The sequence below is a fragment of the Paraburkholderia sp. BL18I3N2 genome (assembly GCF_003001875.1).
Classification (GTDB): domain Bacteria; phylum Pseudomonadota; class Gammaproteobacteria; order Burkholderiales; family Burkholderiaceae; genus Paraburkholderia; species Paraburkholderia phytofirmans.
On the sequence record NZ_PVNC01000021.1, the window covers coordinates 1 to 21,546 of the forward strand.

The window sequence follows — 21,546 nt, forward strand, 5'->3', positions numbered from 1 at the left end:
CAGCTTCACGTTACGGGTGTTGATGCCCATCGCCTTGGCGGCGATTTCGTCTTCGCGGATCGCGGCCCATGCACGGCCGATACGCGAGTGCTGCAGGCGCGTACACACCCAGATCACCAGCAGCGCGGCCAGCACGAACAGGTAGTAGTACGAGTACACCGACGGGAACTGGAAGCCGAACAGCGAGTGCGTTTGCGCGAGGCTGAAGTCGCCGACGTGCACCGGGTCGATCCCCGTGATCCCCTTCGGGCCGTTGGTGATGTTCACCGGACGGTCGAGGTTGTTCAGGAAGATCCGGACGATTTCCCCGAAGCCCAACGTCACGATGGCGAGGTAGTCGCCGCGCAGACGCAGCGTCGGTGCGCCGAGAATCACGCCGAAGAACGCGGCGACAGCCATCGCGCAAGGCACGATGATCAGGAACGGCACGTGCAGGCCATTCGGGGCGAGATGCGCGATCCACTCGAACTGCGAGGCCAGATGCGGCGAGCTCAGCAACGCGGACGTGTAGGCGCCGACCGCGTAGAACGCGATGTAGCCCAGGTCGAGCAGGCCGGCGAAGCCGACCACCACGTTGAGGCCGAGCGCGAGCATCACGTACAGCATCGCGAAGTCGAGCACGCGGACCCAGTAGTTGCCGCCTGCGCTGCCGATGATCATCGGCGCGGCGATCACGAAGATCGCGGTGATGATGCCGACGGTCAGCGTCTTCGTCAGGTTCTTTTCGGGGATGAGCGTCGTGGACGGCTCGATCGGTTGAATTGAGGTCATGTCTGTTTTCTCCCGGGATCAGGCGCGATCCGCAACACGTTCGCCAAGCAGGCCCGACGGACGGAACACCAGCACGATGATCAGCACGATGAAAGCGAACACGTCCTGATAGTTACTGCCGAACACACCGCCAGTGAGGTTGCCGATATAACCGGCGCCCAACTGTTCGATCAGGCCGAGAATCACGCCGCCCACCATCGCGCCGCCGAGATTGCCGATACCGCCGAGCACCGCCGCGGTGAAGGCCTTCAGGCCGGGGATGAAGCCCATATAGAAGTGTGCGTTGCCGTATTCCGACGCGATCATCACGCCGGCCAGAGCGGCGAGCGCCGAGCCGATCATGAAGGTGGCCGAGATCACGAAGTTCGGGTTCACGCCCATCAGCGAGGCATTGCCCGGGTTTTCCGCGATGGCTCGCATCGCGCGGCCGAGCTTGGTCTTGTGGACCAGCAGCAGCAGGCCGCCCATCACGAGGAACGCCACCACGATGATCACGATTTCGGTCATCGAGATCACGGCGCCAGGCGTCGTGTCGGTGGCCTTGATCACGTTCAGCGGGTCGGTGGGCAACAGCTGCGGAAACGGCAGCGGGTTGCGCGACCAGATCATCATGGCCAGCGTCTGCAGCAGGATCGACACGCCGATCGCGGTGATCAGCGGGGCGAGACGCGGTGCTTTGCGCAACGGCCGGTAGGCCACGCGCTCGATCGTGTAGCCGACCGCCGCGCACACAATGGCCGCAATGATCAGCGCGATGACGAGCGTCGGCACATTGCCGAGGCCGGGGAAGTGGTTCTGAAGCACGCCTATGGCTGAGAGCGCAACCATCGCGCCCACCATCAACACATCGCCGTGAGCGAAGTTGATGATGCCCAAGATGCCGTAAACCATCGTATAGCCCAGTGCGATGATGGCGTAAACGCTGCCAAGCACCAGCCCGTTGAGGACCTGCTGGATGAAAATATCCATTTAATGCTCCTTAGCCCGTGCGACTGGATTCGCGTTCTTCATCAGCCGGTGGGCGGTGATGCGGTACGCCAATCTCAACGGCACTGCGGGTACTGATGTAAAAGACCGGTAAGGGTTATCCGCTGCCGGTTCGTCTTGGCGACTGGATGACAGTCGCGGACTCGCCTTAAGCGGATGCAAAAACGGCACCGTTGGGTGGTTTCGGTGCCGTCAGGCTGAACGTCCCGTCATCACATCTTCACGACGTCGAGAACTGCTTTTTTGCCGTCCTTGAAGTCGTAAAGCGTAATGGCGCCCTCTTTCAAATCACCCTTGTCGTCGAACGCGATGTGACCGATTACCCCGTTGTAATCGGTCGACGGCATCGCAGCCAGCACCTTGGGCGCCTCGATCGAATTAGCGCGCTTCATTGCATCGACAATCACGTACACAGCGTCATACGTGAACGGCGCGTAAATCTGCACCGGTGTGTGGAAGCGGTCCACGTACTTCTTTTCGAAGTCCGCTCCCTTGTCCATTTTCGAAAGCGCAAGTCCTGCCTCCGAACAGACCAGGTTTTGCACGGCGGTTCCCGCCAGCTCTCCCACCTTGTCGGTACACACACCGTCGCCGCCAAGGATTTTTGCCCTGATACCGAGCGCCGCCGCCTGTTTGGTAAACGGCCCGCCCGTTGCGTCCATGCCGCCGAACATGATCACGTCCGGCTGAACACTCTTGATCTTCCTAAGGACGGCCTGAAACTCCGTAGCCCTGTCATTCGTGGTTTCGCGCGCAACGATCTTTGCCCCGCTCGCCTGTACTGTCTTCGCAAACTCGTCCGCCAGGCCCTTGCCGTAGACGCTCGAGTCATCGACGATCGCGATGCGTTTCGCGTTGAGCACTTTCGTTGCGTAGTTGGCAAGCGCCGGCCCCTGCTGGGCATCGGTCGCGACCACGCGATAAGTCGTCTTGAAACCTTGTTGCGTGTACCCCGGGTTCGTCGACGACGGCGAGATTTCCAGAATCCCGGCATCGCTATATATCTTGGAGGCCGGAATCGAGACGCCCGAATTCAAGTGGCCGACCACGGCGACGACATGGTCGTCGACGAATTTTTCGGCGACCGCCGTGCCCGTTTTCGGGTCTGCGGCGTCGTCTTGCGCGTCGAGTTCCAACTGGATCTTGTGGCCGTCGATAGTCAAACCCTGGGTGTTGATTTCATCGACCGCCAAACGCGCGCCGTTTTCATTGTCCTTACCGAGATGTGCAATGGGCCCGGTCAATGGGGCCGCATGACCGATCTTCACGACAGTCGCTTCACTCGCCGGTGCCGCTGCAACCGTAGCCGCCGACGCACCCGCTCCCGCCTCGCCATCCTGTTTCTTGCCGCACGCGGTCAACATCGCAACCGCGGCCGCGATGGACACGGCGTAAGCAAATCTGACTCGCATTAAGTAGGTCTCCTGCGCCTTCCAGAAACTATTGTTCGGGGCCCTAAGGCCTTGAGAACGCGCGCATTGTAACTCCAATTTTGCGACGGGCAATATTGTTGAACCGGCAGGGTTTTCCTGCATTGCAACCTTATTTTGAGAGCGAAATCCCCTAAAAGGCGCAACCCGGTTGCGATTGTTTTCCGTGCATCAGTTGCACCAGCGTTGCACCCAATGGCATCAAGTGTTGCGGCCAATTCCTCCGACACCCGGTTACAGCGCGGTTCGCCTTAGGTATTACGTTTCCATCGATATCGAGATGCACGCACTATCTTAGTGCGTCAAAAAAACGCGCGGCCGGGTTAGGTCATATAAAACGGGGACGCATCACTTATAAATCTATAAAAAACCAGATCACATTTCAAAGAAATTTGTGCGAACGGACACCTAAACTGGCATTTTCTTGTGATCTGGCACTTTATTTTCGATGAGCTTGTTGAAGGCTGGAGATAAAAAAAGCGCGCCCTTGGGGCGCGCTTTTCTTTCAGCAGTTGGCGGATTGTCAGGCCGGCAGACCTAGCCCTCGCGGCAGCGGAAACGCGATGTTTTCTTCGATGCCGTCCAGCGCGCGCACGTTGCGCACGCCGAGTTCACGCAACCGGGCGATCACCGCCTGCGCAAGCACTTCCGGCGCCGAGGCGCCAGCCGTCACGCCGATGCGGCGTTTGCCTTCGACCCAGACCGGATCGATCTGATCCGGCGAGTCCACCATATAGGCAGGCACGCCGAGCTTTTCGGCCAGTTCGCGCAACCGGTTGGAGTTCGAACTATTCGGGCTGCCGACCACGATCACGACGTCGCACTGCGGTGCCATGAATTTCACCGCGTCCTGGCGGTTTTGCGTGGCGTAGCAGATGTCCTGCTTCTTCGGCTCGCGGATGGACGGGTATTTGGCCTTCAACGCGCCGATGATCTCGGCGGCGTCGTCGACCGATAGCGTGGTTTGCGTAACGAAGGCGATCCGCTCGGGGTCGGCCAGCTGCAAGGCCTGCACATCGTCGATGTCTTCCACCAGATGCATGCCCTCGCCCGCCTGCCCCATCGTGCCTTCGACTTCAGGATGGCCTTTGTGGCCGATCATCACGATGTCGAAGCCGTCCTGGCGCATCTTTGCGACTTCGATATGTACTTTGGTCACGAGCGGACACGTCGCGTCGTACACGCGCAGCCCGCGCGACTCGGCTTCCGAACGCACGGCCTTGGACACCCCATGCGCACTGAAAATGACCGTATTGCCGGCCGGCACTTCTTCAAGCCGCTCGATGAAGATCGCGCCTTTTTTGCGCAGATCCTCGACGACATATGCGTTATGAACAATCTCGTGACGCACGTAGATCGGCGAGCCGTGCAGCTTGATAGCCCGCTCGACGATCTCGATCGCCCGGTCGACGCCGGCGCAGAACCCGCGCGGCTGCGCCAGCAGGATCTCGGTTTCAGCAAGAGTCGTATCCGTGGTGCTCATGTTTACAGAATCCCGATGATTTTCACTTCAAATGCCAGCGCCTGGCCAGCAAGCGGGTGGTTGAAATCGAACAGAGCCGAGGTTTCGCCGACTTCTTTAAGGACGCCGGCGTAACGGCCGCCACCCGGCGCGTTGAATTCGACCAGGTCGCCCGGCGAAAAATCCTCGCCGATCATGCTGTTTTCCCGCAACGTGGCCAGCGACACGCGCTGAATCAATTCCGGATTGCGGGGACCGAACGCCTGCCCCGGCGCTAGCTGAAAGGTCGAGTGGTGGCCCACCTTCAAACCTAGCAAAATATCTTCCAATGGCGGCGCCAGTTGGCCGGCGCCGAGCAGCAGCGTGGCCGGCTTGTCGTTAAACGTATTGATGACTTCGGCGCCATCGGCAAGGGAAAGCCGGTAGTGAAGCGTCACATGTGAACCGGGTTTCACTTCGGAAATGTCGATGATGCTCATGCAATGCTCGCTCAGTCGAAGCGCGCTGCACGCGTGCGCCGCTGGCGCGGTCGACGCGTGTGGCAAACCGTCGGGTGCCGTGCGCAAAGCGTCTATTGTAAGCCACATGGCGGGCAGCGGCTTGCGTCGTGGCGCCCCAAACCCGAAGCGGAGGACACTCTATATATGGCAGATGACGCCACCCTGTTTGACGAGGCAGCCCTCGAGGCGGCCACCAGCGAGTCGCCGCCGCCCAAGGCGACGGCTCGCGGCGCACCCGCGCCCTCGCCGCTCCTGCGGGGCAAATGGCTCAAAGACGATATGCCGCGCGAGCGGTTGCTGAGGCAAGGGCCCGGCGTGCTGTCGGATACCGAGATGATCGTATTGATACTTGGGTCTGGCCTGCCCGGTCACGACGTCTTTAGCGTCGCGCGCGAACTGCTGGACCGTTTCGGCTCGCTGCGCGCCATGCTCGACGCGACCTACACGGATTTCGACGGCCTGCGCGGCGTCGGCCCGGCGAAAAAAGCGCAACTGCTCGCCATCATGGAAATGGCGCGACGTTCGTTAGTCGACAAGCTGCGTTCGCGCTCGCTGTTGAATTCACCCGAAGCCGTGGAAAACTACCTGCGTTTGCGGATCGGCGGGCGTCCACTAGAGGTTTTCGTAACGCTCTTCCTTGACGCGCGGCATCGGCTGATACACTGCGAGGAAAGCGCGCAAGGCACGCTCACGCGCATGGCCGTGTATCCGCGTGAAATCGTGCGGCGCGCACTGAGCCTGAATGCCGCCAGCCTGAACGTCGCGCATAATCACCCGTCCGGCGCCGTCCAGCCGAGCGCAAGCGACTGCCGTCTGACGCATACGCTGCGCGACGCCCTGACACTGATCGACGTGCAACTGGTCGATCATCTGGTGGTCGGCGTCGACAGCGTTTACTCGTTTGCCCGCGCCGGCTGGCCGTGAGACGGCACGAACCAGAGTCGCGCCGACGTGGCGCCGGGTCCGGCATCGCAAATAAGGTTTGATTTTGCGGCTTTTTTTCCGCTATAATTCCGGTTTGCCTATTTCCAACCCCCTGTTCCGAAGCCACCAAGGCGTTCCGGAAAGGAAACGTGCCTAGAGTTGTCACAAGCTCAGCGCGAGTCTTTTCGGGAAACTTTCACGGCGTTCGAACTCAGAATTAGCGTATTAGGAGTGCTCTCATGGCACGCGTATGCCAAGTAACTGGGAAAGCGCCGATGAGCGGCAACAACGTTTCCCACGCGAACAACAAAACCAAGCGCCGGTTCCTGCCGAACCTGCAAAGCCGCCGTATCTGGGTGGAAAGCGAAAACCGTTTCGTGCGTCTGCGCATTTCGAACGCCGGTCTGCGCTTGATTGACAAGAACGGTATCGACTCCGTGCTCGCAGATCTGCGCGCACGCGGCGAAGCCTAAGGAGTAAATCATGGCAAAAGGTGCACGCGACAAGATCAAGTTGGAATCGACCGCAGGCACGGGTCACTTCTATACGACGACGAAGAACAAACGCAACATGCCGGAAAAGATGCTGATCAAGAAGTTTGATCCGGTCGTCCGTAAGCACGTTGAGTACAAGGAAACCAAGATTAAATAAATCTTGGCTCCAGCCTGACGAAGGCAAAAGACATGCAAAAAAGCCTCGCATTCGTGCGAGGCTTTTTTGTTTTCAGCGCGTGTTTGTTTTTCGCTCCAGCGTTTCTGTTGCTACCTATTCGCCAACGCGAACAGTCTTATGTCGTTCGGCCAGCTTTCCCTCATCCGTTGCGGCGCGTATGCTTTCTCGTTTTAGCGGCGAGCGAATGGCACGCCGTCACCGCAAAACGAAAAGACGGAGATGTAGGCAATGGAATTCGATGTGGCGATTGTCGGTAGCGGTCTGGCTGGGTTGAGCGTCGCGCTCAATCTGGCGCAGACACGGCGTGTGGCGGTGGTCGCCAAGCGATCCATGACCGAAGGCGCAAGCGACTGGGCGCAAGGCGGCATCGCAGCAGTTCTGGATTCGACAGACAGCATCGAAAATCACGTACGCGATACGCTGATCGCCGGCGGCGGTCTTTGCGACGAAGCGGCCACACGCTTCATCGTCGAACATGGGCGCGCAGCGATCGAATGGTTGATCGCGCAAGGCGTGCCGTTCACCAAAGACGACGCCGCCGAGCTTGGCTTCCACCTCACACGCGAAGGCGGTCACAGCCATCGCCGGATCATTCACGCGGCAGATGCAACGGGCCATGCCGTGGTGGCCACGCTCAGCGAGCGGGTGCGCCGTCATCCGAACATCACGCTGCTCGAAGATCACTACGCCATCGACCTGATCACGTCCGACCGCCTCGGTTTGCCGGGTCGACGTTGTCACGGCCTGTACGCGCTGGATCTGCAAAGCGGGCGCACCGTGACGATCGAGGCACCGCACACCGTGCTCGCCACCGGCGGCGCCGGCAAGGTCTATCTCTACACTACGAATCCCGACACCGCGACCGGCGACGGCATCGCGATGGCGTGGCGTGCCGGTTGCCGCGTGTCGAATATGGAGTTCATCCAGTTCCATCCGACCTGCCTGTTCCATCCGTATGCGAAGTCATTTCTGATCTCGGAAGCCGTGCGCGGCGAAGGCGGCATTCTTAAACTACCGGACGGCACGCGCTTCATGCCGAATCACGACGAACGCGCCGAACTCGCGCCGCGCGACATCGTCGCGCGGGCAATCGACTTCGAAATCAAGAAGCGCGGCATCGACTGTGTGTATCTAGATATTAGCCATCAACCGCCTGAATTCCTGCGCGAACACTTCCCGACGATTCTGGCGCGCTGCCAGGAATTCGGCATCGACATCACCAAAGAAGGGATTCCGGTCGTGCCGGCCGCGCACTACACGTGCGGCGGCGTCGTAACCGATCTGGCGGGCCGCACGGATCTCGCGGGCCTCTATGCGGTCGGCGAAACATCATGCACGGGCCTGCATGGTGCGAACCGGTTGGCCAGCAATTCGCTGCTCGAGTGCCTGGTGATTGGGCGCTCCGCGGCGCAGGCCATCGAAGAAGAAGGGTTTAGCGCCGCCGTCCACGCCCCATTGCCGGACTGGGATGAAAGCCGCGTGTCCGATCCCGACGAAGAAGTCGTGGTCGCGCACAACTGGGACGAGCTGCGCCGCCTGATGTGGAATTACGTCGGTATCGTACGGACCGACAAGCGGCTCGCGCGAGCGAAGCACCGGCTCGCCCTGCTGCGCGACGAGATCCACGAGTACTACGCGAACTTCAAGGTGAGCCGCGACCTGCTCGAATTGCGCAATCTGGTCGACGTGGCGTCGCTGATTGTCGAAGGCGCGCGTTCGCGGCGCGAGAGCCGCGGCCTGCACTTCAGCCGCGACTGGCCGGCGACCTTGCCCAAGGCGCTGCCGACCGTACTCTCGCCGGAGCATGTGCGCAACCGCAACGTGTGACCGAGACACGTGAAACGAAAAGGCCATCGCAGAAATGATCCGGCGATGGCCTTTCGTCCGATTGGACGTGACTGATTGCGCGCTTGAGCGTTAGACGATTCGCATCGAGTAATCCGTTGCGCGCACGTCTTTCGTCAGCGCACCGATCGACACACGATCGACGCCGGTTTCCGCAATCGTGCGCACCGTGTCGAAGTTCACACCGCCCGACACCTCCAGCACTGCTCGCCCCGCTGTGATGCGCACCGCGTCGCGCATGGCATCGAACGAGAAATTGTCCAGCAGAATGGATTGCGCGCGATGAGCCAGCGCCGCTTCCAACTGCTCGAGCGTCTCGACTTCGATCTGGACGGACACGCCCGCATTCAGCGCCAGCGCCGCGTCCATTGCCGCGCCCACACCGCCGGCCGCGGCAATGTGGTTTTCCTTGATGAGAATGCCGTCGTACAGCGCGAGCCGTTGGTTCGCCCCGCCACCCACGCGCACCGCGTACTTCTGCGCGAGCCGCAAGCCCGGCAAGGTCTTGCGCGTGTCGAGAATGCGCGTTCGCGTATGCGCGACGGCATCGACATAACGGCGCGTCGCGCTCGCCACGCCCGACAGCAATTGCAGGAAGTTCAGCGCGTTGCGTTCCGCAGTCAACAACGCGCGAACAGGACCGCGCATTTCACAGACCGTTGTGTCGGCCGTCATCCGCTCGCCTTCGCGATAACGCCACTGGACTTCGATACGCGGATCGACTTGGCGCATGACCGCTTCGAACCACGGCACGCCGCACAGCACCGCATCTTCGCGCACGATGATGCGTGCATCGCGCACATCGTCCGCCGGAACGAGGCGACCTGTCTGGTCGCCTGCGCCGATGTCTTCGGCGAGTGCATCGGTTACGTTGCGAGTCAGCGCGGCGTCGAATGCCGTGCCGTATTGGGCGTAAATTTCAGCGAACAGCGGCGACACCGCTTCGAGCTTGTTGCCTTCTACCGCGCCCATTAAGCCGCCCCCACGTTCGAATAGAGTTGCGTGTCGCGCGCGAGATCGCCGCTTGCCTGCACGCGCTTCTTGTGACGCGCCGCGAAGTCCAGCATCCGGTCGATCGGCAGGCGCGCACGCTCGCCGATTGCACGATCGACGAAAATTTCGTTGTGCCCGCGCTCGAGCACATCGGCCAGGTTCGCGAGGCCGTTCATCGCCATCCACGGACAATGCGCGCAGCTCTTGCAGGTTGCGCTGTTGCCGGCCGTCGGTGCGGCTATCAAGGTTTTGCCAGGCGCCGCGAGCTGCATCTTGTGCAGAATGCCGAGATCGGTCGCCACGATGAAATGCGTCGCGTCGAGTTTTTGCGCCGCGTCGATCAATTGCGTGGTCGAGCCCACCACGTCCGCTTGCGCGACCACATTAGCCGGCGACTCCGGATGCACCAACACTTTCGCGCCGGGATATTCGGCGCGCAGCAGATCGAGTTCGATGCCTTTGAACTCGTCGTGCACCAGACACGAACCTTGCCACAGCAGCATGTCCGCGCCGGTTTTGTTCTGTATATAGCTGCCGAGGTGCCGGTCCGGCGCCCAGATGATTTTTTCTCCGCGCGCGTGCAGATCGGCAACGATCTCCAGGCCGATCGACGACGTCACCATCCAGTCCGCGCGCGCCTTCACCGCCGCACTCGTGTTCGCGTACACGACCACCGTGCGGTCCGGGTGCGCGTCGCAGAAAGCCGAGAACTCATCGACCGGGCAGCCGAGATCGAGCGAACAGGTCGCATCGAGATCCGGCATCAGAATGCGCTTGTCTGGACTGAGGATTTTCGCCGTCTCGCCCATGAAGCGCACGCCCGCGACGACTAGCGTTTGCGCCGCGTGATCGCGCCCGAAGCGCGCCATTTCCAGCGAGTCGGCCACGCAGCCGCCGGTCTCGTCGGCCAGCTCCTGCAATTCCGCATCGACATAATAGTGCGCGACAAGCACCGCTTTCTCGCGTTCGAGCAATGCGCGGATACGTGCCTTCAGCGCCACCTTCTCTTGCGCCGACGGCATGTCGGGCACCTTCGCCCACGCCTGCCCGATACCGCAGGTCGTGCCCTGCGCCTGTGGCCGGTCGTATTCGACGGTCCTGATCGCCTGCTGGTCCATGATCTCCTCTGCCTTCGCTTCGCCGCCGCGGACTGTCAATCGGGTGTGGTTGCAGTTTCCGCGGCCCAAAAAGCAAAACCCCGCCAACGCGGGGTTTTGTGACGTACAGAGATTTTAATGGATTTCGCTGTCAGGCATAACGACGCAGTCGCATCGCAAACTCTTGCAGCGCTTTAATACCGCTCTGCTCAGCGCGATGACACCAATCTTGCAACTGGATCAGCAACTGGTCGCGCGATGCATTCGAGCGCTCCCACATGGCAGCAAGCTCATTGCGCATGTCGATGTAGGTCTTGAGCTTCTGACTGTTCGCGAAGATTTGGGGCAGCTGGCGTTTCTGCGGCTCGTCGAGACCCGCTTCTTCCTTGTGGAACCAGCTACGCGCGCCGCGCATTACTTGGTACTTCTCGCGCGCACCGACTTCCTTCAAATGCGCGAGTTCCTGACGATAGGCGCGCTTGAGCGCCTTACCGTAACGCGCCATCACCTCGTAGCGGTTGGCCAGCACGGCTTGCAGCGTGTCCTGATCGAGCACCAGCTTGCCAGTAGTCAGACGCGGCGTGGGCGCAACCTTCTTCACCTTGGCCAGACGGAAAGCCGACATGATACGGATGTACATCCAGCCGATATCGAACTCGTACCACTTGTTCGACAGCTTGGCCGACGTTGCATACGTGTGATGATTGTTATGCAGTTCTTCACCGCCGATGATGATGCCCCACGGGAAGATGTTGGTGCTCGCATCCGACGAATTGAAGTTGCGATAGCCCCAGAAGTGCGCCAGGCCGTTGACCACGCCGGCGGCCCAGAACGGGATCCACACCATTTGCACGGCCCAGATGGTCAGACCGACGACGCCGAACAACGCGACGTTCAGCACCATCATCAGGCTCACGCCGAGGATCGGGTACTTGGTGTAGACGTTGCGCTCCATCCAGTCGTTCGGCGTGCCGTGACTGAACTTGCGCATGGTTTCTTCGTTTTTCGCTTCGACGCGATACAGTTCCGCACCTTCAAGCAGCACCTTCCAGATGCCGCGCGTCTGCGGGCTGTGCGGATCTTCTTCGGTCTCACACTTGGCGTGGTGCTTACGGTGAATCGCGGCCCACTGGCCGGTCAACATGCCCGTGGTCATCCACAGCCAGAAACGGAAAAAATGACTGACGATCGGATGCAACTCCAGCGCACGGTGCGCCTGGCAGCGATGCAGATAGACCGTCACACCGATGATCGTGATGTGCGTCGCGATCGCCGTGTACAACACGAGTTGCCACCACGAGAAGTGCAGCAGACCGTGGGCAAGGAAGTCGAGCAAAGAATTCAACAAGGCAATTTACCTGTGGAACGAGAGACACGAGACACACGCAAAATGCGCGTGTCAAGAAAGTGAAAGCATACAGCGGGATTGGACGACATTCTACTTGAAGCGTTCCAAGTGTTTGTAACAAATGGGGATTTTTTGTGCGGGATCAACAGAAGGAACGCGCCGAATGGCTACGTGAGACCTGTTGGCGCGCTCAAAGTGCCCGTCAGCGGGCGCCGTCGGAGGGATTTCCTGCTTCAACGGTATTTGTTACCGGTTGCGGCATTGCGTCGCTGAGGTTGCCGACGATCCGTACTTCGCGTTGCGCGAATGGAATCGTGATGTCGTGCTCGGAGAACAGACGCCAGATATTTCGGTTGACAGCCGAGCGCACACCCGAAGTGCCGGTGGCCGCGTCCTCGATCCAGAAGCCCAGTTCGAGGTTGATGCCGTCCGCGCCGAAACCCGCCAGATAAGCCGTCGGCGCCGGCTCCTGCAGCACCCGCGGCACGCCCTGTGCGGCTTCGGCGAGCAACGCCATCGCCCGCTCGACGTCGGACGTATAGGCGACCTGTACGGCCGCCTTCGCGTGACCACGCGTCAGATAAGACGACTGGTTCTGCACCACGTCCGTAATCAGCTTTTCGTTCGGAATCAGCGTTTCAATGCCGTCCAGCCCGCGTACAACCGTGTAGCGCGTACGAATCTGCGTGACCATGCCCTGCAGGCCGCCCACGCTGATCGTGTCGCCGATACGCAGCGAGCGGTCGATCAGGATGATGAAGCCCGACACATAGTTGCTCGCGATCTTCTGCAGACCGAAGCCGAGTCCGACACCCAGCGCGCCGCCGAACACGCCCAGCACGGTGATATCGATGCCAACCAGCGACAGGCTGATCAGCACCGCCGCCAGCACGAACGCCGCCCGGCCGACCCGCGCCACCACGACCTTCAGATTGGCGTCGAGGGTCTTAGAGCGCATCAGGCGGTCTTCGAAGGTGGAGCCGAGCCACATCGCGACGATCATCGTCACGCACACCCACAGCAGACCCGAAATAAGCGAGAGCAGCGTCAGATGCGCGTTGGCGACGCTGAAATGCACGCCGGCCATCCACGCGATCACGTCGTCCTGAATGCCCATCACCGTGAGCACCATGCCGACCCAGACCACTAGCGAGACGATCTTCTCGACGAGGAAAAGCAGCGGATGGGTCTCGCCGTCGTGGCTGAAAACCCGTCGCGCGAGGAAAAACACGATGTAAATCAAGCCGATGCCGAAGAGCGGCACCAGAGCCAGATCGAGCAGCGCCGTGTGCATGAACTGGCCGGTGATCAACCGCGCAAGCCACACGAGGACCGCACCGATCAGCGGAAAGAACGCGCGATTCAGGCTTTCTGCGCCGAAACGCAGCGTCTGGTAACGCGTCTGCCGGCGCAGATCCAGCGCGCGGCGCAACACGCGCGCGAGCAGCCACGCGATCGCGAGCGTCGCGACCAGCACGCCGACCTGCCACAGCATCACGGGCTGACCGAAGTCGCGCGCCAGGTCGTTGAACATATGAGGGAAGAGACGGTTTTGCATGATGTCGCCGCAATTGCCGGCGCACGGACAGATTCGTGAATCAAACCCGCGCGCGCCGGCAAAGGCCTGTTGCGCTTAGCTCTGGCGTTCCAGCACGGCAGCGAAGAAGCCGTCGGTTGCGTGGCGATGCGGCCACAGCGAAAGGTAATCGCCCATTTCCAGATCGATGTGCTGCTCGGCCAGCACGTCGCGCGCGGGCACCAGAGCGAAATCCGGATGGTCGGCGAGGAATTGCTGCACCACCGCTTCGTTTTCCGCCTCCAGAATCGAGCAGGTGGCGTAGACGAGACGGCCGCCCTTCTTCACCAGACGCGCCGCGCTGGCCAGAATCGACGCCTGCTTCGGCGCCAGTTCGGCGACCGATTCCGGCGACTGGCGCCACTTCAGGTCCGGGTTACGGCGCAGCGTGCCCAAGCCGCTGCACGGCGCGTCGACCAGCACGCGGTCGATCTTGCCGGCAAGCCGCTTGATCTTGGCGTCGTGTTCACTGTCGATCAGCACCGGGTTCACGTTCGACAAACCGCTGCGCGCAAGCCGCGGCTTCAGCTTGGCGAGACGCCGCTCGGAGATGTCGAAGGCGTACAACCGGCCGGTGGAGCGCATTGCGGCGCCCAGCGCCAGCGTCTTGCCGCCAGCGCCCGCGCAGAAGTCGACGATCATCTCGCCGCGCCTGGGCGCGACCAGCGAGCACAGCAACTGGCTGCCTTCGTCCTGCACTTCGACCCAGCCGTGCTGGAACGCGTCGAGCTTGGTGAGCGGCGGTTTGCCGACCACACGTACGCCGAACGGCGCGAACGGCGTCGCGCCGCCCTCGATACCCGCCTTCGACAGCGCGTTGAGCACGTCGTCGCGGCTCGCCTTGATCGGGTTCGCGCGCAGATCCAGCGGCGCCGGGTAATTCAGCGCCGCGGCCAGTTGCGCCAGTTCCGCGGCTTCGAAACGCTTTGAGAGCGCCTGATAGATCCAGTCAGGCAGATTCAGGCGAATCCGCAACGGCAAGCTTTCCGGGTCGATCTTCGACACGTGTTCGAGCCAGCTCAGCTCCTGTTCCGACACGAACGGCTTGAGCGCGTTACGCCCCGCCGTCTGCATCAAGCCGAGCAACGCCATGCGGCGCGCCGGGCTGCCGGCGCCACCTTCGGCCAGATGGGCGAACTCCATCCGGCGGCGCAGCACCGCAAAGACGGCCTCGGCGATCACACCGCGCTCGCCGTGCCCGAGCTTCGGATGCGCGCGGAAAAAACGGCTCGTGGTGGCATCGGCCGGGCCGGTAAGCTTTAGGACTTCAGCCAACAAAGTCTCAGTTTGTCCAATCAGAAAACCATGCAATCTCATGCGCCCTCTCCGGCGGTGTGACCGGCAAAGAGCCATTGCGGCTCCGGCGGCGTAAGCGTGACACGCAGGCCATCCAGAGCAAGACGCCCTTCGACGAACCAGCGCACCGCGCGTGGATAAATGATGTGTTCGGTTGCCAGCACGCGTTCGGCGAGCATGGCGGGGGTGTCGCCTGTTTCGACGGGAACCGCCGCTTGCGCGACGATCGGCCCGTGATCGAGCTGCGACGTGACAAAATGCACGGACGCGCCGTGCAGCCGCACGCCCGCGTCGAGCGCCTGCTGGTGGGTTTTCAGGCCCGGAAAGCTCGGCAGCAGCGACGGATGCACGTTCAGCATGCGCCCGGCGTAATGATCGACGAAACCGGCTGTCAGCACCCGCATGAATCCAGCGAGCACTACCAGGTCGGCCGCAAAGCTATCGATTTCTTTGGCGAGCGCGGCGTCGAAGCTGTCGCGGTCGGGAAACTGGCGGTGGTCGACCACCGCCGTGGCAATGCCGTGCGACGCCGCGAACGCAAGGCCCGCGGCGTCGGGACGGTTGGCAATCACGGCGGCGACTTGCGCCGGCCAGGCCTCGTTCGAGCACGCTCGAACGATGGCTTCCATGTTGCTTCCCCGTCCGGAAATCAGGATGACGAGTTTTTTCATCCGCGGATTTTATCATTCGGGGACACCGAAACCGCGACGCGCCGCCGTCCACTGCGCTGAACGTTTATAATCGATTGTTTTGCGGCACCCCGGCCGCTCCATCTCAAACCCGCTATCGTGAGAGTCTTCCGCGGTCTTCCCAATGCTGAAAGCCGTGCGCCCTGCGCACTGACCATCGGCAACTTCGACGGTGTCCACCGCGGCCATCAGGCTTTGCTCGCCCACGTGCGCGCAGCTGCCGACGCGCGCGGCCTGCCCGTCTGCGTGATGACCTTCGAGCCGCACCCGCGCGAGTTCTTCAATCCGGCGGGCGCGCCGCCGCGCATCGCCATGCTGCGCGACAAGCTCGAGGCGCTGCGCACCAACGGCGTCGACCGGGTGGTGGTCGAGCACTTCAATCACACGTTCGCGAGCCAGTCGCCGGACACGTTCGTCGAACGGATCATCGTCAACGGGCTGCATGCGCGCTGGGTGATGATCGGCGACGACTTCCGCTACGGCGCGAAACGCGCGGGCGATTTCGGCTCGCTCAAGGCCGCGGGGCAGCAATACGGTTTCGAAGTCGAGCAGATGGCCACCGTGGCCGACCCGTCGGGCGCGCGCATTTCCAGCTCGGGCGTGCGCGCCGCGCTGGTGGCGGGCGACCTGGACTCGGCGCGCGCCGCGCTAGGCCGCGATTATCTGATCAGCGGCCACGTCGTGCACGGCATGAAGCTCGGCCGCGATCTCGGCTTTCCCACGCTCAATCTGGCCATCGCACATAAGCGGCCTGCGCTCGCGGGCATTTTCGTGGTGCGCGTGCACGGTGTGGCGGACGAACCGCTGCCGGGCGTCGCGAGCCTCGGCCTGCGTCCCACGGTAGACGACTCCGGCCGCGTGCTGCTCGAAGTTCACCTGCTCGACTGGCACGGCGACGCGTATGGCAAACTCGTGCGCGTCGAATTCCTGAAGAAGCTGCGCGACGAGGAAAAGTACGTCGACCTCGAAACGCTGACCGCCGCCATCGCGCGCGACGTCGCCAACGCCCGCGCGTGGTTCGCGGCAGTCGGCGCCGGCACGCCGGGCAGCCGTTCCACGGGCTTCGCCACCTCGGCCACCGATCGAATTAGATAGCCGCCGTGGTCCATGCAAGCGTGCTGAACGCCGCGTGTGTGGACCCTCGCCGCGCGCATCGAAGGGCGTCCGTGGATCACGCGACATGCCTGCCGGGCGCGCCCAACGCCCTCGCGCATCGTGCGCATTCCGCGCGCTACCGCGCATAGAAAGAATTCACCGCGACCTCATCATGAGCAATAAGAAAGCCGATTCGAAACCGCAGTCACGCTACCCGGTCAACCTGCTCGACACGCCGTTCCCGATGCGCGGCGACCTGCCCAAGCGCGAGCCGCAATGGGTCAAGGAATGGCAGGAGCGCAAGGTCTACGAAACGATCCGCGCCGCCTCCAAGGGCCGCAAGAAGTTCATCCTGCACGACGGCCCGCCGTATGCGAACGGCGACATCCACCTCGGCCACGCGGTGAACAAGATCCTGAAGGACATGATCGTCAAGGCGCGCAATCTGGCGGGCTTCGACGCGGTCTACGTGCCGGGCTGGGATTGCCACGGCATGCCGATCGAAATCCAGATCGAAAAGCAGTTCGGCAAGTCGCTGCCGGCCGCTGAAGTCATGCAGAAGGCGCGCGCCTACGCGACCGAACAGATCGAGAAGCAGAAGGTCGGCTTCCGTCGGCTGGGCGTGCTCGGCGACTGGGACAATCCGTACAAGACCATGAACTTCACGAACGAAGCCGGCGAAATCCGCGCGCTCGCGAAGATCATGGAGAAAGGCTACGTGTTCCGCGGCCTGAAGCCGGTGAACTGGTGCTTCGACTGCGGCTCGGCGCTCGCCGAAGCGGAAGTCGAATACAAGGACAAGACCGATCCGACCATCGACGTGCTGTTCAGCTTCGCCGAGCCGGAAAAGACGGCGCAAGCGTTCGGTCTTCCCGAACTGCCGCGTGAAGAAGGCGGCATCGTGATCTGGACCACCACACCGTGGACCATCCCCGCCAACCAGGCGCTGAACCTGCATCCGGAAATCGTCTACGCGCTGGTCGACACACCGCGCGGCCTCTTGATCCTCGCTGAAGAGCGCGTTGAAGCGTGCCTGAAGCTGTACGGCCTCGAAGGCACGATCGTCGCCACCACGCCGGGCGCGAAGCTCGTCAACTTGCGCTTCAACCACCCGCTTGCGTCCGCGCATCCGGGCTACAAGCGCACGGCGCCGGTCTATCTCGGCGACTACGTGACGACCGAAACGGGCACGGGCATCGTGCACTCGTCGCCGGCGTACGGCGTGGAAGACTTCGTGTCGTGCAAGGCGCACGGCATGGCCGACTCGGACATCATCAATCCGGTGATGGGCGACGGCCGCTACATCGAATCGCTCGCGCTGTTCGGCGGCCTGTCGATCTGGGCGGCCAACCCGCAGATCGTCGAAGCGCTGCAAGGCGCCGGCTCGCTGATGCGCACCGAGAAGTACACGCACAGCTACATGCACTGCTGGCGTCACAAGACGCCGATCATCTACCGCGCGACGTCGCAATGGTTCGCCGGCATGGACGTCAAGCCGAACGATACTGAAAAGACGCTGCGCGATACCGCGCTCGAAGGCATCGAGAACACCGCCTTCTATCCGGCGTGGGGCAAGCAGCGCCTGTTCAGCATGATCGCCAACCGCCCGGACTGGACGCTGTCGCGCCAACGCCAATGGGGCGTGCCGATGGCGTTCTTCGTGCACAAGGAAACCGGCGAACTGCATCCGCGTACGCTGGAATTGCTTGAAGAAGTCGCGCAACGTGTGGAAAAGGCCGGTATCGAAGCATGGCAAACGCTCGACCCGCGCGAGTTGCTCGGCGACGACGCCAACATGTACGAAAAGAACCGCGACACGCTCGACGTCTGGTTCGATTCGGGCACCACGCATTGGCACGTGCTGCGCGGCTCGCACAAAGACGAGCTGCAATTCCCGGCCGACCTGTATCTGGAAGGCTCGGACCAGCATCGCGGCTGGTTCCACTCGTCGCTGTTGACCGCCTCGATGCTCGACGGCCGTCCGCCGTACAACGCATTGCTCACGCACGGCTTCACCGTGGACGGCGAAGGCCGCAAGATGAGCAAGTCGCTCGGCAATGGTATCGATCCGCATGAAGTGTCGAACCGCCTTGGCGCGGAAATCATCCGCCTGTGGATCGCGTCGACCGATTATTCGGGCGAACTGGCGATCTCGGAAGAAATCCTGAAGCGTGTGACGGAAGGCTATCGCCGTATCCGCAACACGCTGCGCTTCCTGCTCGCGAATCTGTCGGACTTCGACTTCGCGCAACACGCGCGTCCGGTCGAAGACTGGCTCGAGATCGATCGCTATGCGGTGGCGCTGTCGGCGAATCTGCAAAACGACATCCTCTCGCACTACGACAAGTACGAATTTCACCCGGTGGTCGCCAAGCTGCAGACGTTCTGCTCGGAAGACCTCGGCGGCTTCTATCTGGACGTGCTGAAGGACCGTCTTTACACGACGGCCGCGGACTCCGTCGCGCGCCGCTCGGCGCAGACCGCGCTGTATCACATCGCGCACGGCCTGCTGCGTCTGATGGCGCCGTTCCTGTCGTTCACCGCCGAAGAAGCGTGGAAGATCTTCCAGCCGAATAGCGAAACGATCTTCACCGAGACGTATCACGCGTTCCCGGCCGTGCCGGACGCCGGCGCGCTGCTCGACAAATGGACGCTCCTGCGCGCCGCACGCAGCGACGTGACCAAGGCGCTGGAAGAAGCACGCGTCGCGAACCTGATCGGTTCTTCGTTGCAGGCGGAAGTGGAAATCCGCGCGAGCGGCGCACGCTACGACGCGCTCACAAGCCTCGGCGACGACCTGAAGTTCGTGCTGATCACGTCGGCTGCAACGGTCGTGAAGGTCGATGGCGAAGCCGAAGAAGGCGTCGAAGTCATCGCCTCGAAGTATCTGAAGTGCGAACGCTGCTGGCACTACCGCGCGGACGTCGGCGCGAACGCCGAACACCCCACGCTGTGCGGCCGCTGCTTCAGCAATCTGTTCGGCAACGGTGAAATCAGGAGCGCGGCATAATGGCCAGAACCATGTCGAAAACCGCGCCGAAAACATCTGCTGCAAACGGTTCGCTGGCGCCCTGGCTGGGCGTCGCACTGATCGTCATTCTGTTCGATCAGCTGACGAAAATCGCGGTGCAGAAAGTGTTCGCCTACGGTGTCGCGCATGAGGTCACGTCGTTCTTCAACCTGATCCTCGTGTACAACCGCGGCGCGGCATTCAGCTTCCTCGCCATGGCGGGCGGCTGGCAACGCTGGGCGTTCACCGCGCTCGGCGTGGTGGCCGCGTTGGTGATCTGCTATCTGCTCAAGCGCCACGGCGGGCAGAAAATGTTCTGCACGGCGCTCGCGCTGATTCTCGGCGGCGCGCTCGGCAACGTGATCGACCGGCTCGCGTATGGCCACGTGATCGACTTCCTCGATTTCCACGTGCGAACGTGGCACTGGCCGGCGTTCAATCTCGCCGACAGCGCGATTACGGTCGGCGCGGTGCTGCTGGTGCTCGACGAGTTGCGGCGCGTGCGCGGCTCGCGCTAACGGCACACGCCGACTGCGCGCTGACGTTTGCGCGCAAGTACGCTTTGAAAGACGCGGCGGCGGGGACGCAACGCCTCGCTGCTCGCCATCACGCTTTGTCGGAGGCTTTCGTTGGCAACCGCAGAACTCGCAGGAAAACACCTCGTCCTCGGCATGACGGGCGGCATTGCCTGCTACAAGATCGCCGAACTCACGCGTCTGTTGGCCAAGGCCGGCGCGACCGTGCAGGTCGTCATGACCGAAGCGGCCACGCAGTTCATCACCCCCGTCACCATGCAGGCGCTCTCGGGCCGCCCGGTCTACACGAGCCAGTGGGACGGGCGCGTGCCGAACAACATGGCGCACATCGACCTGTCGCGTGAAGCGGATGCGATCGTGATCGCGCCCGCCTCGACCGACTTCCTCGCCAAACTCGCGCACGGCATGGCCGACGATTTGCTGTCCACGTTGTGTGTCGCCCGCGATTGTCCGCTGCTGGTGGTGCCGGCCATGAACCGGCAGATGTGGCAGAACCCGGCCACGCAACGCAACGTCGCACAAGTGCGCGCGGACGGCATCGAAGTACTCGGACCCGATTCCGGCCCGCAGGCGTGCGGCGAAGTCGGCGACGGCCGCATGCTCGAAGCCGCGGCCACTTACGAAGCGATCGCCTCGTTCTTCGCGCCGAAAATCCTCGCCGGCAAGCGCGTGCTGCTGACCGCCGGGCCGACGTTCGAACCGCTCGACCCGGTACGCGGCATCACCAACCGCTCAAGCGGCAAGATGGGCTTCGCGCTGGCGCGCGCCGCGCAGCAGGCCGGCGCCGAGGTGCATCTGATTGCCGGCCCCGTCGCGCTCGAAACGCCGTGGGGCGTTTTCCGTCAGGACGTGCAAACCGCGCAGCAGATGCATGACGCGGTAATGCGCTCGGTCGCGGACGCCGACATTTTCATCGGCGTGGCCGCGGTGGCCGACTGGCGTGTCGATCACGCCAGCGAGCACAAGATCAAGAAGACTGCGGAGCGTGCGCTGCCCACGTTTTCTTTCGTTGAAAATCCGGACATTCTGGCCTCGGTGGCGAAGCTGCCGCATCCGCCGTTCACGGTCGGTTTCGCCGCGGAAAGCGGCGATCTGGAAGTTCACGGCGAAGAAAAGCGCGTCCGCAAAAACGTGCCGCTTCTGATCGGCAATCTCGGCCCGCTGACTTTCGGCCTCGACGACAACGAAGTGATCCTGTTCGAAGCAGGCGGCGCCACGAAGCTGCCACGCGCCGACAAGCAGACGCTCGCGCGCGCGCTGATCGCGGAGATCGCAAAGCGTCTGCCCGACACAAGTCTGATTCGCTGAACGATTC

19 protein-coding genes are annotated in these 21,546 nt (G+C 62.2%); 8 read left to right on the forward strand and 11 right to left on the reverse strand.

The window, feature by feature from the left end; all coding sequences use genetic code 11:
• The 5 genes from B0G75_RS33715 to B0G75_RS33735 all read right to left on the reverse strand — a co-directional run.
• On the reverse strand, window positions 1-771 hold a 771-nt coding region (locus B0G75_RS33715; RefSeq protein ID WP_106314167.1), incomplete at its 3' end, for a branched-chain amino acid ABC transporter permease.
• 18 nt (window positions 772-789) lie between these two features.
• A complete protein-coding gene (locus B0G75_RS33720) occupies window positions 790-1,740 on the reverse strand; it encodes a branched-chain amino acid ABC transporter permease (protein ID WP_091799725.1) in 951 nt (316 codons plus the stop codon).
• 230 nt (window positions 1,741-1,970) lie between these two features.
• Complete coding sequence (locus tag B0G75_RS33725) at window positions 1,971-3,170, reverse strand: branched-chain amino acid ABC transporter substrate-binding protein (protein ID WP_106314168.1); 1,200 nt, start codon at window positions 3,168-3,170, stop codon at window positions 1,971-1,973.
• Between the two features lie 541 nt (window positions 3,171-3,711).
• Window positions 3,712-4,671: a 4-hydroxy-3-methylbut-2-enyl diphosphate reductase gene (gene ispH, locus B0G75_RS33730; protein ID WP_106314169.1), complete on the reverse strand. Its 960-nt coding sequence runs from the start codon at window positions 4,669-4,671 to the stop codon at window positions 3,712-3,714.
• Between the two features lie 2 nt (window positions 4,672-4,673).
• Complete coding sequence (locus tag B0G75_RS33735) at window positions 4,674-5,129, reverse strand: peptidylprolyl isomerase (RefSeq protein WP_075302429.1); 456 nt, start codon at window positions 5,127-5,129, stop codon at window positions 4,674-4,676.
• A 165-nt stretch (window positions 5,130-5,294) separates the two neighbouring features.
• On the opposite strand from B0G75_RS33735, the gene radC reads away from it, so the two are divergent.
• The 4 genes from radC to nadB all read left to right on the forward strand — a co-directional run bounded on the left by radC (window position 5,295) and on the right by nadB (window position 8,573).
• Window positions 5,295-6,074 (forward strand): DNA repair protein RadC, encoded by a 780-nt coding sequence (gene radC / locus B0G75_RS33740; protein WP_106314170.1) that lies wholly within the window; start codon window positions 5,295-5,297, stop codon window positions 6,072-6,074.
• Window positions 6,075-6,313: 239 nt separating this feature from the next.
• Window positions 6,314-6,547 carry a 50S ribosomal protein L28 gene (gene rpmB / locus B0G75_RS33745; RefSeq protein ID WP_012434114.1) on the forward strand — a complete coding sequence of 78 codons (234 nt, stop codon included), beginning with the start codon at window positions 6,314-6,316 and terminating at the stop codon, window positions 6,545-6,547.
• A 10-nt stretch (window positions 6,548-6,557) separates the two neighbouring features.
• A complete protein-coding gene (rpmG, locus tag B0G75_RS33750) occupies window positions 6,558-6,725 on the forward strand; it encodes a 50S ribosomal protein L33 (RefSeq protein WP_007180630.1) in 168 nt (55 codons plus the stop codon).
• A gap of 249 nt (window positions 6,726-6,974) precedes the next feature.
• On the forward strand, window positions 6,975-8,573 hold the full coding sequence (gene nadB / locus B0G75_RS33755) for an L-aspartate oxidase (RefSeq protein WP_106314171.1): 1,599 nt from the start codon (window positions 6,975-6,977) through the stop codon (window positions 8,571-8,573).
• A 90-nt stretch (window positions 8,574-8,663) separates the two neighbouring features.
• On the opposite strand, the gene nadC is transcribed toward nadB, so the two are convergent.
• From nadC to purN, 6 genes are all read right to left on the reverse strand, one after another.
• Window positions 8,664-9,563 (reverse strand): carboxylating nicotinate-nucleotide diphosphorylase, encoded by a 900-nt coding sequence (gene nadC / locus B0G75_RS33760; RefSeq protein ID WP_106314172.1) that lies wholly within the window; start codon window positions 9,561-9,563, stop codon window positions 8,664-8,666.
• Window positions 9,563-10,702, reverse strand: coding sequence for a quinolinate synthase NadA (gene nadA / locus B0G75_RS33765; RefSeq protein ID WP_106314173.1), 1,140 nt, complete (start codon window positions 10,700-10,702; stop codon window positions 9,563-9,565). Before nadA ends, nadC begins: the two co-directional genes overlap by 1 nt.
• A 130-nt stretch (window positions 10,703-10,832) precedes the next feature.
• Window positions 10,833-12,029 (reverse strand): fatty acid desaturase, encoded by a 1,197-nt coding sequence (locus tag B0G75_RS33770; protein ID WP_106314174.1) that lies wholly within the window; start codon window positions 12,027-12,029, stop codon window positions 10,833-10,835.
• A gap of 202 nt (window positions 12,030-12,231) precedes the next feature.
• On the reverse strand, window positions 12,232-13,587 hold the full coding sequence (locus tag B0G75_RS33775) for a mechanosensitive ion channel family protein (RefSeq protein WP_106314175.1): 1,356 nt from the start codon (window positions 13,585-13,587) through the stop codon (window positions 12,232-12,234).
• Between the two features lie 75 nt (window positions 13,588-13,662).
• Window positions 13,663-14,922, reverse strand: coding sequence for an RsmB/NOP family class I SAM-dependent RNA methyltransferase (locus tag B0G75_RS33780; protein ID WP_106314176.1), 1,260 nt, complete (start codon window positions 14,920-14,922; stop codon window positions 13,663-13,665).
• Window positions 14,919-15,572 (reverse strand): phosphoribosylglycinamide formyltransferase, encoded by a 654-nt coding sequence (purN, locus tag B0G75_RS33785; protein ID WP_106314177.1) that lies wholly within the window; start codon window positions 15,570-15,572, stop codon window positions 14,919-14,921. Before purN ends, B0G75_RS33780 begins: the two co-directional genes overlap by 4 nt.
• A 117-nt stretch (window positions 15,573-15,689) precedes the next feature.
• On the opposite strand from purN, the gene B0G75_RS33795 reads away from it, so the two are divergent.
• The 4 genes from B0G75_RS33795 to coaBC all read left to right on the forward strand — a co-directional run bounded on the left by B0G75_RS33795 (window position 15,690) and on the right by coaBC (window position 21,539).
• Window positions 15,690-16,685 carry a bifunctional riboflavin kinase/FAD synthetase gene (locus B0G75_RS33795; protein WP_106314178.1) on the forward strand — a complete coding sequence of 332 codons (996 nt, stop codon included), beginning with the start codon at window positions 15,690-15,692 and terminating at the stop codon, window positions 16,683-16,685.
• A gap of 172 nt (window positions 16,686-16,857) precedes the next feature.
• Window positions 16,858-19,695 (forward strand): isoleucine--tRNA ligase, encoded by a 2,838-nt coding sequence (gene ileS / locus B0G75_RS33800; protein WP_106314179.1) that lies wholly within the window; start codon window positions 16,858-16,860, stop codon window positions 19,693-19,695.
• Window positions 19,695-20,213: a signal peptidase II gene (gene lspA, locus B0G75_RS33805; RefSeq protein ID WP_106314180.1), complete on the forward strand. Its 519-nt coding sequence runs from the start codon at window positions 19,695-19,697 to the stop codon at window positions 20,211-20,213. Before ileS ends, lspA begins: the two co-directional genes overlap by 1 nt.
• A 111-nt stretch (window positions 20,214-20,324) precedes the next feature.
• The gene (gene coaBC, locus B0G75_RS33810; protein WP_106314181.1) at window positions 20,325-21,539 is read left to right on the forward strand and encodes a bifunctional phosphopantothenoylcysteine decarboxylase/phosphopantothenate--cysteine ligase CoaBC; all 1,215 of its coding nucleotides are present in this window, start codon (window positions 20,325-20,327) and stop codon (window positions 21,537-21,539) included.
• Window positions 21,540-21,546: the final 7 nt, after the last annotated feature.

Excerpts from the sequence above, each read along its gene's own strand:
- B0G75_RS33720 (WP_091799725.1), bottom strand. The coding sequence starts at position 1,740 with ATGGATATTTTCATCCAGCAGGTCCTCAACGGGCTGGTGCTTGGCAGC.
- B0G75_RS33725 (WP_106314168.1), bottom strand. The coding sequence starts at position 3,170 with ATGCGAGTCAGATTTGCTTACGCCGTGTCCATCGCGGCCGCGGTTGCG.
- ispH (WP_106314169.1), bottom strand. The coding sequence starts at position 4,671 with ATGAGCACCACGGATACGACTCTTGCTGAAACCGAGATCCTGCTGGCG.
- B0G75_RS33735 (WP_075302429.1), bottom strand. The coding sequence starts at position 5,129 with ATGAGCATCATCGACATTTCCGAAGTGAAACCCGGTTCACATGTGACG.
- radC (WP_106314170.1), top strand. The coding sequence starts at position 5,295 with ATGGCAGATGACGCCACCCTGTTTGACGAGGCAGCCCTCGAGGCGGCC.
- rpmB (WP_012434114.1), top strand. The coding sequence starts at position 6,314 with ATGGCACGCGTATGCCAAGTAACTGGGAAAGCGCCGATGAGCGGCAAC.
- rpmG (WP_007180630.1), top strand. The coding sequence starts at position 6,558 with ATGGCAAAAGGTGCACGCGACAAGATCAAGTTGGAATCGACCGCAGGC.
- nadB (WP_106314171.1), top strand. The coding sequence starts at position 6,975 with ATGGAATTCGATGTGGCGATTGTCGGTAGCGGTCTGGCTGGGTTGAGC.
- nadC (WP_106314172.1), bottom strand. The coding sequence starts at position 9,563 with ATGGGCGCGGTAGAAGGCAACAAGCTCGAAGCGGTGTCGCCGCTGTTC.
- nadA (WP_106314173.1), bottom strand. The coding sequence starts at position 10,702 with ATGGACCAGCAGGCGATCAGGACCGTCGAATACGACCGGCCACAGGCG.
- B0G75_RS33775 (WP_106314175.1), bottom strand. The coding sequence starts at position 13,587 with ATGCAAAACCGTCTCTTCCCTCATATGTTCAACGACCTGGCGCGCGAC.
- B0G75_RS33780 (WP_106314176.1), bottom strand. The coding sequence starts at position 14,922 with ATGAGATTGCATGGTTTTCTGATTGGACAAACTGAGACTTTGTTGGCT.
- purN (WP_106314177.1), bottom strand. The coding sequence starts at position 15,572 with ATGAAAAAACTCGTCATCCTGATTTCCGGACGGGGAAGCAACATGGAA.
- ileS (WP_106314179.1), top strand. The coding sequence starts at position 16,858 with ATGAGCAATAAGAAAGCCGATTCGAAACCGCAGTCACGCTACCCGGTC.
- lspA (WP_106314180.1), top strand. The coding sequence starts at position 19,695 with ATGGCCAGAACCATGTCGAAAACCGCGCCGAAAACATCTGCTGCAAAC.